Below are 11,067 nucleotides of genomic sequence, written 5' to 3'. Positions count from 1 at the left end.
AGGCACAGTCAGCCCGGGCAGCAGGGGTTGTTCTCTCGGTTGAAGGACGCCTTCAACGGACGCTGACCGGGGGCTCTCGGGTACCAGGAGGCGCTTGTTCCTCTGGTCTATGCCACACGGCAGGCCGGTTTCGGAGTTGTTCGGAGGACGTGACAACATGCGGTCATGTCCTCCGCGCTGACCGATCTCTTCCCGCACCCGATCGTGCAGGCCCCCATGGCGGGCGGCGTCTCCGTACCGAAGCTCGCCGCCGCCGTGTGCGAGGCGGGCGGACTCGGGTTCCTCGCCGCCGGGTACAAGACCGCCGACGGGATGTACCAGGAGATCAAGCAGCTCCGGAGCCTCACCGGCAGGCCCTTCGGAGTGAACCTCTTCATGCCGCAGCCGGAGTACGCCGACCCCGCCGCCGTCGACGTGTACGCCCACCAGCTGGCCGGCGAGGCCTCCTGGTACGAGGCCGAGCTCGGCGACCCCGACAGCGGACGCGACGACGGCTACGAGACCAAACTCGCGGTACTGCGGGACAACCCCGTGCCCGTGGTGTCGTTCCACTTCGGCACGCCGAGCCGTGAGGTCGTCGACGCCCTGCACCAGGTCGGCACCTTCGTCCTGGTCACCGCCACCACCCCCGACGAGGCCCGGGCCGTCGAGCGGGCGGGCGCGGACGCGGTCATCGCGCAGGGCGTCGAGGCCGGCGGCCACCAGGGCACGCACCGGGACATCCCCGAGACGGAGGGTTCCGGCCTCGGGCTGCTGTCGCTGGTCGCCCAGATTCGGGAGACGGTGAGCATCCCGATCATCGCCGCCGGCGGCATCATGCGGGGCGGCCAGATCGCCGCGGTCCTCGCGGCGGGCGCGAGCGCGGCCCAGCTCGGCACCGCGTTCCTCGCCACGGCCGAGTCGGGCGCGAACGTCCTGCACAAGCAGGCGCTGACCAACCCCCTGTTCGTCCGTACGGAGTTGACCCGGGCCTTCTCCGGGCGCCCGGCGCGCGGCCTCGTCAACCGCTTCCTGCGCGAGCACGGCCCGTACGCGCCCGCCGCCTATCCCGAGATCCACCACCTCACCTCGCCGCTGCGCAAGGCCGCCGCCAAGGCGGGGGACGCGCAGGGCATGGCGCTGTGGGCCGGGCAGGGGCACCGGATGGCGCGGGAGCTGCCCGCCGGGCAGCTGGTGGAGGTGCTGGCCGGTGAACTCGCCGCGGCGCGGACAGCGTTGTCGGGCGGAGGCGGAGTCCGATGACAGCTCCGGTGTTCGTGGTCGAACACTTCGACGCGGCCGGGGGCGGCCGCTACGTCCTCGACGGTCCGGAGGGACGGCATGCCGTCTCCGTGAAGCGGCTGCGGCCCGGCGAGGACGTCGTCCTCACGGACGGGGCCGGGCGCTGGGCGGACGGCGTCGTGCTCGACACCGAGGGCAAGGACCGGCTGATCCTCCGGCTGGACCCGGTGACGGAGGAGCCGCCGGAGCAGCCCCGGGTGACCGTCGTCCAGGCGCTGCCCAAGGGCGACCGCGGGGAACTGGCCGTCGAGACGATGACCGAGGTCGGCGTCGACGCGATCGTGCCGTGGGCGGCGGCGCGCTGCGTCACGCAGTGGAGGGGCGAGCGCGGGGCGAAGGCGCTGGGGAAGTGGCGGTCCACAGCCCGGGAGGCGGGCAAGCAGTCCCGCCGGGTGCGCTTCCCGCAGGTCGCGGAGGCGGCGACGACCAAGCAGGTCGCGGCGCTGCTGGCCGATGCCGACTTCGCCGCCGTGCTGCACGAGAGCGGGGACGAGGCGCTGGCGACGGCCGAACTGCCGTCGTCCGGTGAGATCGTGCTGGTGGTGGGGCCCGAAGGGGGCGTGGCGCCGGAGGAGTTGGCGCTGTTCGCGGAAGCGGGGGCGGAGGCGTATCGCCTCGGGCGCAGTGTGCTGCGCACATCGACTGCCGGGACAGCGGCCGCGGCCGTACTCCTGGCTCGCACCGGTCGCTGGACCTGACCCCTCTCGGAGGCACCGTGGAACTCGCACAGGTACGACTGCTCGTGACCGACTTCGCCGCCTGCTACCACTTCTACGGCGAGGTCCTCGGCCTCAAGCCGCAGTCGGGGGCGGTGGACGGGCCGTACGAGAAGTTCAGCCCCGCCGTCGGCTCGGCGGGCATCGCCCTCCAGGACCGCACGATGATGGCCGAGGTCCTGGACGAGCTGGGCGACACGGCGAACGGCCACCGCTCCCTGGTCGTCCTGCGCGTCGACGCCCTGGACGCGTACTGCGAGGAGATCACGATGCGCGGCGCCACGCTCCTCCACGGCCCGACCCTCCAGACCGACCGCCTGCGCGTCGCCCACCTCAAGGACCCGGAGGGCAACCTGGTGGAACTCCAGGAGTGGCTCCTGCTCCGCGGCTGACGACTTTGCGCCCTACCGCGCGGCCCCCGACAGTGGCAGGCTCCCCTCCATGGGGGGATTGAGGAGGATTTGGCGGGGACCGCGCGGTCGGCGCGTGACGGTCGCGGCGGTGTTCGCGGTGGCTGTCGTGGGCGGGGCCGCGGCGTGTGAACCCGGTGGTGGGATCAGCTCCGCGTCCGTCGCGTACACCACCGACGAGGCCGTCACCAAGGAGCTCAACCGGCAGAAGGCGGGCGTGCGTTGGCTGACGTGCACCGCCTCCTACGGGGACTCCGGCCAGGGCGGGAAGCCGTCGCCCCCGGCGAGTGAGAAGACCGTCGCCACCGTCGACTGCGAGGGCGAGACGGACGACGGGAAGGACATCACCGTCGACGGCAAGGTGACCCACGCCCTGGACGGCGCGTGTGTGCGCGGGAACATCACCGCCAAGGTGGACGGCAAGGTGTGGTTCGAGGTCGACGGGCTCGGCGACTGCAACTCCACCAGCCCGCCGCCCGTGGGGGGTGGGCCCTCGAACGGGCAGCCCGGTGCCACGGTCACCGTGACCGTCACACAGACCATCTGGTGCGATCGGTACCCCGACTGCCGGCCCGTCGAGGGCAAGTGACGTGCGCGAGAAGCGAACGGCAAGTGATCCGAAGTCTGTCCGCCGGGCGCCGTCCCTGCATAGGGTGATCGGGTGACACAGTCCGCATCGCCTGCTTACCTCCGGTTCCCCCACGTGCACGGTGACCTGGTCGCCTTCACCGCCGAGGACGACGTGTGGCTCGCTCCTCTCGACGGTGGACGGGCCTGGCGGGTCAGCGCCGACAACGTGCCGGTGACCCTGCCCCGTATCTCGCCCGACGGCACCACCGTCGCCTGGACCTCCACCCGCGACGGCGCCCCCGAGGTGCACATCGCCCCGGTCGACGGTGGTCCCGCCAAGCGCCTGACGTACTGGGGCAGTCTGAAGACCCAGGTGCGCGGCTGGACCCCGGACGGCGAGGTACTCGCGATCAGCTCCCAGGGGCAGGCGAGCCTGCGCCGTACCTGGGCGCGGGCCGTCCCGCTCGACGGCGGTCCGGCCACCACCCTGCCGTACGGGCCGGTCGGTGACATCGCCTACGGGCCGAACGTCGTCCTCCTGTCCGCGCCGATGGGACGCGAGGCAGCCTGGTGGAAGCGGTACCGGGGCGGTACCGCCGGGAAGTTGTGGATCGACCCTGACGGAGACGGCGAGTTCGTCCGGCTCCATGAGGGGCTGGACGGGAACATCGAGTACCCGTTGTGGGTGGGCGACCGGATCGCCTTCCTGTCCGATCACGAGGGCACCGGCGCGCTGTACTCCTCCCTCGCCGACGGGTCCGACCTGCGGCGGCACACGCCGCTCGGGGGCACCTCCCGCTCGAGCGAAGCCGAGAGTGGGGGAGGGTTCTACGCCCGGCACGCAGCCACCGACGGCACCCGTGTCGTCTACTCCAGCGCCGGTGAACTGTGGGTGCTGGACGACCTGGACGGGGCCGAGCCGCGGCGGCTCGACGTGCGGCTGGGCGGACAGCGCGTCGACCTCCAGCCGTTCCCGGTGAACGCCTCCCGGTGGTTCGGGTCGGCGTCCCCGGACCACACCGCGCGCGGCAGTGCCGTGTCCGTACGCGGGTCCGTCCACTGGGTCACCCACCGCTCCGGCCCGGCCCGCGCGCTGGCCGCGACGCCCGGGGTACGGGCCCGGCTGCCGCGGGCGTTCCGCGCGGACGGCGAGGAGTGGGTGGTGTGGGTGACGGACGCCGAGGGCGACGACGCCCTGGAGTTCGCGCCCGCCACCGGCCTCGCCCCGGGTGCGACACCGCGCCGGCTCGCCGCCGGGCAGCTCGGCAGGGTGCTGGACCTCGCCATGGCACCGGACGGCAGCCGCGCGGCCGTGGCCTCCCACGACGGTCGCCTGCTGCTCGTCGAGAGGGAGACGGGCGAGGTGCGGGAGGTGGACCGCAGCGAGGACGGTGATGTGTCCGGGCTCGTCTTCTCGCCCGACTCGACCTGGCTCGCCTGGTCCCACCCCGGACCGCGGCCCCTGTCGCAGCTGAAGCTCGCCAACACCACCGACCTGTCGGTCACCGAGGCGACCCCACTGCGCTTCCAGGACTACGCGCCGGCGTTCACGGTGGACGGCAAGCACCTCGCGTTCCTGTCGACCCGCTCCTTCGACCCGGTCTACGACGAGCACGTCTTCGACCTGGCCTTCGTGGAAGGCGCCCGGCCGCATCTGATCACGCTCGCGGCCACCACGCCCTCCCCGTTCGGCCCGCAGCGGCACGGCCGGTCCTTCGAGACGCCCGACCGCGAGGAGACCCCCGACAGCGAGGGCACTCCCACCACTCGCATCGACCTCGACGGCCTCGCCGACCGCATCGTGCCCTTCCCGGTCGAGGCCGCCCGCTACTCCAATCTGCGCGCGGCCAAGGACGGCGTCCTCTGGCTGCGCCACCCGGTCGCCGGTGTGCTCGGCGCGTCCCGGGCCACCCCGGACGACCCCGACCCCAAGTCCGAGCTGGAGCGGTACGACCTCGCCCAGCAGCGGGTCGAACATCTCGCCGTCGACGCCGACCACTTCGAGGTCAGCGGCGACGGCAAGCGGGTCCTGCTGTGGACCGACGGGCGGCTGAAGGTCGTCCCCAGCGACCGGCGCGCCTCCAGCGACGACGACAGCGACACCAACATCACCGTCGACCTGGGCCGTGTACGCCAGTTCGTCGACCCGGCCGCCGAGTGGCGGCAGATGTTCGACGAGAACGGCCGCATCATGCGGGACCACTTCTGGCGGCCCGACATGAGCGGCGTCGACTGGGTCGGCGTCCTCGACCGCTACCGGCCGGTCGTGGACCGGCTCGCCACCCACGACGACCTGGTCGACCTGCTCTGGGAGGTGCAGGGCGAGCTCGGCACCTCGCACGCCTACGTCACCCCGCGCGGCGGATTCGGCGGCGGCCCCCGCCAGGGACTGCTCGGCGCCGACATCTCCCGCCACGAGGACGGCAGTTGGCGCGTCGACCGCATCCTGCCCTCCGAGACCTCCGACCCGGATGCCCGCAGCCCGCTGGCCGCGCCCGGCGTCGCCGTACGCCCCGGGGACGCGATCCTCGCGATCGCCGGACAGCCGGTCGACCCGGTGGCAGGACCCGGCCCGCTGCTGGTCGGCACGGCGGGCAAGCCGGTCGAGCTGACCATCTCCCCGTCCGGCGGCGGCGACCCGCGGCACGCCGTCGTCGTCCCGGTCGCCGACGAGGAGCCGCTGCGCTACCACGCCTGGGTCGCCGACCGGCGCGCCTACGTCCACGAGAAGTCCGGCGGCCGGCTCGGATACCTCCACGTCCCGGACATGCAGGCGCCCGGCTGGGCCCAGATCCACCGCGACCTGCGCGTCGAGGTCGCCCGTGAGGGCCTGGTCGTCGACGTCCGCGAGAACCGCGGCGGCCACACCTCCCAGCTGGTCGTCGAGAAACTCGCCCGCCGCATCGTCGGCTGGGCCGTCCCCCGCGGCATGCGCCCCTACAGCTACCCCGAGGACGCCCCCCGCGGCCCCGTCGTAGCCGTCGCCAACGAGTTCTCCGGCTCCGACGGCGACATCGTCAACGCCGCGATCAAGGCCCTGGGCCTGGGCCCGGTCGTCGGCACCCGCACCTGGGGCGGCGTCATCGGCATCGACAGCCGCTACCGGCTCATGGACGGCACCCTCGTCACCCAACCCAAGTACGCCTTCTGGCTGGAGGGTTACGAGTGGGGAGTGGAGAACCACGGGGTGGATCCCGACGTGGAGGTCGTGCAACGCCCGCAGGACTATGCGGCAGACAGGGACGCCCAACTGGACGAGGCAATCCGACTGGCACTGGAAAGCCTGGAGACAGTACCGGCGAAAACGCCTCCAGGCTTGCCTGCCTAAGGGGCGCGGGGCAGTGTCGATCTGCGGCTCCGCCGCGGGCGCGACCAGCCACAAAAGCCCCCGCACCCGACGACGATACGATGCCCGAGTCGGACCACATTCGGCCAACCCCCGGAGGGAAAATGGCAGGGGAACCCCAGGACGACTGCCTGTTCTGCAAAATCGTCGCCGGCACCGTCCCGGCGACGATCGTCCGCGAGACGGACACCACCATCGCGTTCCGCGACATCAACCCCCAGGCCCCCACCCACGTCCTGATCATCCCCAAGGCGCACCACGAGAACGCCGCCGCACTCGCCGCAGCCGACCCGGCCCTCACCGCGGACGTGCTCCGCGAGGCCCAGGTCGTCGCCGACGAGGAGAAGCTGGACAGCTACCGCCTCGTGTTCAACACCGGCAGCGGCGCCGGCCAGACGGTCTGGCACGTGCACGGTCACGTGCTCGGCGGGCGCGGCCTCGACTGGCCTCCGGGGTAATCCGCCTTGTCCGTACGTGAACTCGTGGTGCTCGGCACCGCCAGCCAGGTCCCGACCCGCCACCGCAACCACAACGGCTACCTGCTCCGCTGGGACGGCGAGGGCATCCTGTTCGACCCCGGCGAGGGCACGCAGCGCCAGATGGCGCGCGCCGGGGTCGCCGCGCACGACCTGAACCGGATCTGCGTCACGCACTTCCACGGCGACCACTCGCTGGGCCTGCCCGGGGTCATCCAGCGCATCAACCTCGACCAGGTGCCGCACGAGATCACCGCCCACTACCCCCGCTCCGGGCAGCGCTTCTTCGACCGGCTCCGGTACGCCACCGCCTACCGCGAGACCGTCGGGATCACTCAGGCCCCGATCGACGCCGACGGGCCCCACGCCCGTACCGACGCCTACTTGTTGGAGGCGCGGAAGCTGTCACACCCGGTCGAGTCGTACGGCTACCGGATCGTCGAGCACGACGGCCGCCGCATGCTGCCCGAGCGGCTCGCCGCGTACGGCATCAAGGGACCGGACGTCGGCCGGATCCAGCGCGAGGGCTCGCTCGGCGGGGTCTCGCTCGACGACGTCAGCGAGGTGCGGCGCGGGCAGCGGTTCGCGTTCGTCATGGACACCCGGCTGTGCGACGGGGTGTACGCGCTGGCCGAGGGCTGCGACATGCTCGTCATCGAGTCGACCTTCCTCGACGAGGACGAGCAACTCGCAGTGGAACACGGCCATCTGACGGCCAGCCAGGCCGCGCGGGTGGCCCGGGACGGCGGTGTGCGGCACCTCGTGCTGACCCACTTCAGCCAGCGCTACAACGACCCTGGGGGCACCTCCCGGACGGAGCCCGGGGGAGAGTTCGAGCGCCAGGCACGGGCGGCGGGGTACGAGGGAGAGCTGACAGTGGCGCACGATCTCCTGAGGGTGCCGGTTCCGAAGCGTCGGTGAAACGCCCGTACGATGAAGTGATGTCCCTCCCCAAAGCCGAACTGCACCTTCATATCGAAGGCACCCTGGAACCGGAACTCGCCTTCGAGCTCGCCGCGCGCAATGGCCTCACGCTGCCGTACGCGGACACGGACGAGCTGCGCGAGGCGTACCGGTTCGAGGACCTTCAGTCGTTCCTGAACCTGTACTACGAGCTCATGGCAGTCCTGCGCACCGAGCGGGACTTCGAGGACCTCGCGAACGCCTACCTCGAACGCGCCGCCGCCCAGGGTGTGCGGCACGCGGAGATCTTCTTCGACCCGCAGGCCCACACCAGCCGCGGGCTGGAGCTCGGCACGGTCGTCGAGGGGCTGTGGCGGGCGCTGGGCGACAGCGAGTCCAAGCACGGCGTCTCGACCCGGCTGATCATGTGCTTCCTGCGCGACGAGTCCGCCGAATCGGCCCTGGCGACCCTGGAGGCGGCCAAGCCGTACCTGGACCGGATCACCGGCGTCGGCCTCGACTCGGCCGAGGTCGGGCATCCGCCGGCGAAGTTCCGCGAGGTGTACGAGGCCGCCGCCGCCCTCGGGCTGCGGCGGGTCGCGCACGCCGGTGAGGAAGGGCCGCCGGAGTACATCACCGAGGCGCTGGACGTCCTCGGCGTCGAGCGGGTCGACCACGGACTGCGCTGCGTGGAGGACCCGGAGCTGGTGAAGCGGCTGGTGCGGGAGCGGGTGCCGCTGACGCTGTGTCCCCTGTCGAACGTCCGGCTGCGGACCGTCGACACCCTCGCCGACCACCCTCTGCCCGCGATGCTGGACGCCGGCCTCATGTGCACGGTGCACTCGGACGATCCGGCGTACTTCGGCGGATACGCCGGTGACAACTTCGACGCCGTGCGCGACACCCTCGGCCTGAGCGAGGAGCGGCTGCGCGAGCTCGCCCGCAACTCCTTCCTCGCCTCCTTCCTGGAGGACGACGAGGAGCTGCGGGCGCGGTATCTCGCCGAGGTGGAGGCCTACGAGTTCCGCTGAGGAACCCAAGGCCTCCGAGGAACCCAAGGCCTCACAGGACCTCCGACCCCGCCTTGCCGTAGGCGCGCTGGGCCGGGACGGCCGGGGTGTCCACGGTGATCTCCACCACCGGCTGTTCCGGAGCGCCGATCTCGGGGACCGCGCCGGTGGGGGTGCCCGTGGTGGCGGCGACCAGGGCGGCCGGGTGCCCGCCGCGGCGGCGGATCGCGCCGGCAAGCAGCGGCCGCCCGCTCGTGTGCAGGGCGACGGCGGTCATCGGCAGGGCGATCACCAGCAGACCGGCGGCCAGGATCGCGCCCATGACCGGGAACCCGGCCTGCGCCGACAGCACGCTGCCGGTGAGCGGCCCGGCGGCCGTGCCCAGCGAGGACGCCGAGCCGACGAGCACCGCCCAGCGGCCGCGCGGGTCGAGCGAGGCGGCGAGCCCGATCAGGTACGACAGCACCACTGGATACAGGGTGTTCCAGGCGATCTCGCCGGTCGCGAAGCTCGCCAGGTCGGTCGCGGAGGCGCTGAGCACGATGCAGCCGGCGATGAGGACCGTGCCCGCCCCGATCGGCACCGCGCGTCCCAGCCGCGCGCCGAGCGCGCCCGCCGCGAGTACGCCGGTCAGTCCGGCGCCCAGCGCCACCGCGAAGACGACACCGACGGTGGCCTCGCCGAGGTGGGCCTGGGTCAGCCCGATCTGTCCGCTCACGCCCCACAGGGAGTTCTGGGCGAGCGACCAGCACAGCATGGCGGCGGCCAGCACCAGGCCCGAACGGGCATGAGGCAGCCGGGCCTTGTGGTGCCGCGTGGGCGCGGCGGGCGTACCGGCGGGCAGGCGGCCGGTCAGCGGCCATACGGCCAGGGCCGTGAGGGCGATCGCGGCCAGGGGCAGACCGTGCCCCGGGCCGAGGTGCGGGACCGTCAGATACACCGCGCCCGCGAGGGCGGAGACGGTGAGCAGACCGGCCGTGGAGGCCCGGTGCGGATCTCGCTGGGCGGCGATGAGGGTGGCGGCGACGGTGGTGGCCGTACCGGATCCGAACCCGCCGACGACCGCGCCGGCGACGACGGCCGGGACGGCGGCGGTCAGCGCGGCACCGCCGTAGCCGAGGAGGGCCAGTGCGAGCCCGAGCCGGGCGAGGGTGCGGGCCCCGATCCGTTCGACCCGTGAGGCCAGGGCGAATCCGGCGGTCGCCGAACTCAGCAGCAGCGCACTGCCGACGGCGCCGGCCTGGGTGGCGGAGAGCGGAAGGCCCGAGTCGAGTCTGCCGACGGTGGTCGGCAGCAGATACGGGGCGAGGTACCCGGCCGTGAAAAGGGCGACGAGGGGCCAGGGGGTGGTGCGGGGGGCGAACACGGGCGTTCCCAGGGCATGCGAAAGGAGCGGTGGAGGAGGGGGATTGGGCGACGACCGTCGACGGACAGGAACGCGCGGGCAATTTGTATCAAGCAAGTAGTCATACGAGTTAACCCGGGAGGTGTGATGTGGCGCACGTTGCGTTTGGTGCGGTGAAGTCCGGGTAAACGAGCGCCTTTCGTGAGGCGCCGTGGGCGTTTTCGCTAACGCCAGTGCACCGGCCCGGCCCCTGGAACCGTCGCCTCCACCTTCGCCCGGATCTCCCGCATCACGGCGACGATCCGCTCCTCGTGCTCCGGCGTGAGCCGGGCCACCGGCACCGAGCAACTGATCGCGTCCAGCGCCGGGGTGTCGTAGCGCAGTGCGAACCCGAAGCCGACGATGCCGGTCACACCCTCCTCGCGGTCCACGGACCAGCCACGGGCCCGGACCCGGGCGAGGTCGGCCGCCAGGGACTCCCGGCTGGTGTGCGAGTTCGGGGTCAGCGCCTCGTACGGCCCCTCGGGCAGTTCCGCGTCCGGGCGTTCCGCCAGCAGGGCCTTGCCCAGAGCCCCGACGTGCGCGGGCAGTCGCCGCCCCACCCGGCTGATCGTGCGCAGGTACTCGTGCGACTCCCGCGTCGCCAGATACGCCACGTCCCGGCCGTCCAGCCGCCCCATGTGGATCGTCTCGCCGAGCGCCTCGGACGCCTCGTCGAGATACGGCCGTACGACCCGCACCCGCGGGTCGGAGTCGAGGTAGCTGGTGCCGGTGAGCAGGGCGTGGATGCCGATGCCGTACAGGGAGCCGGTGACGTCGGTGCGGACCCAGCCGCGCGAGATCAGGGTCTGGAGCAGCGCGTACATCGAGCTGCGCGGTACGCCGAGTTCGTCGGCCAGCTCCTGTAGCCGTGCCGGGCGGTCGCCGCGCGTCGCGAGGAGTTCCAGCAGTTCGACCGTGCGGGCCGCGGACTTCACTTCGCGGACGCCCCCTGTGTCTGACATGCGCCG

At 72.5% G+C, this 11,067-nt stretch carries 10 protein-coding genes; 8 read left to right on the top strand and 2 right to left on the bottom strand.

The window, feature by feature from the left end; all coding sequences use genetic code 11:
* Window positions 1-165: 165 nt before the first annotated feature.
* The 8 genes from ACZ6TU_RS12605 (at window position 166) to ACZ6TU_RS12570 (ending at window position 8,733) form a co-directional block, all read left to right on the top strand.
* On the top strand, window positions 166-1,242 hold the full coding sequence (locus ACZ6TU_RS12605; RefSeq protein ID WP_467668573.1) for a nitronate monooxygenase: 1,077 nt from the start codon (window positions 166-168) through the stop codon (window positions 1,240-1,242).
* Window positions 1,239-1,979, top strand: coding sequence for a 16S rRNA (uracil(1498)-N(3))-methyltransferase (locus ACZ6TU_RS12600; protein ID WP_467668575.1), 741 nt, complete (start codon window positions 1,239-1,241; stop codon window positions 1,977-1,979). The genes ACZ6TU_RS12605 and ACZ6TU_RS12600 overlap by 4 nt, the downstream gene beginning before the upstream one ends.
* Window positions 1,980-1,996: 17 nt before the next feature.
* Entirely contained in the window at window positions 1,997-2,389 is a 393-nt protein-coding gene (locus ACZ6TU_RS12595) for a VOC family protein (protein WP_467668577.1), read from the top strand.
* A gap of 49 nt (window positions 2,390-2,438) precedes the next feature.
* The gene (locus ACZ6TU_RS12590) at window positions 2,439-2,996 is read left to right on the top strand and encodes a hypothetical protein (RefSeq protein ID WP_469548088.1); all 558 of its coding nucleotides are present in this window, start codon (window positions 2,439-2,441) and stop codon (window positions 2,994-2,996) included.
* A 72-nt stretch (window positions 2,997-3,068) separates the two neighbouring features.
* A complete protein-coding gene (locus tag ACZ6TU_RS12585; RefSeq protein WP_467668581.1) occupies window positions 3,069-6,305 on the top strand; it encodes a S41 family peptidase in 3,237 nt (1,078 codons plus the stop codon).
* Between the two features lie 122 nt (window positions 6,306-6,427).
* A complete protein-coding gene (locus tag ACZ6TU_RS12580; protein ID WP_467668583.1) occupies window positions 6,428-6,781 on the top strand; it encodes a histidine triad nucleotide-binding protein in 354 nt (117 codons plus the stop codon).
* 6 nt (window positions 6,782-6,787) lie between these two features.
* Window positions 6,788-7,720 (top strand): ribonuclease Z, encoded by a 933-nt coding sequence (locus ACZ6TU_RS12575; protein WP_469548086.1) that lies wholly within the window; start codon window positions 6,788-6,790, stop codon window positions 7,718-7,720.
* Window positions 7,721-7,740: 20 nt separating this feature from the next.
* A complete protein-coding gene (locus ACZ6TU_RS12570; protein ID WP_469548084.1) occupies window positions 7,741-8,733 on the top strand; it encodes an adenosine deaminase in 993 nt (330 codons plus the stop codon).
* A gap of 31 nt (window positions 8,734-8,764) precedes the next feature.
* Here ACZ6TU_RS12570 and ACZ6TU_RS12565 read toward each other — a convergent pair whose 3' ends face one another.
* Together ACZ6TU_RS12565 and ACZ6TU_RS12560 are read right to left on the bottom strand one after the other, a co-directional pair.
* On the bottom strand, window positions 8,765-10,078 hold the full coding sequence (locus tag ACZ6TU_RS12565) for an MFS transporter (protein WP_467668589.1): 1,314 nt from the start codon (window positions 10,076-10,078) through the stop codon (window positions 8,765-8,767).
* 203 nt (window positions 10,079-10,281) lie between these two features.
* Window positions 10,282-11,061: an IclR family transcriptional regulator gene (locus ACZ6TU_RS12560; RefSeq protein WP_469548082.1), complete on the bottom strand. Its 780-nt coding sequence runs from the start codon at window positions 11,059-11,061 to the stop codon at window positions 10,282-10,284.
* Between the last annotated feature and the right edge of the window lie 6 nt (window positions 11,062-11,067).

The organism is Streptomyces sp. NPDC052064 (assembly GCF_055585925.1).
The sequence above is the reverse complement of the archived record's forward strand: the minus strand, read 5'-3'. Positions and strand labels throughout refer to the sequence as shown.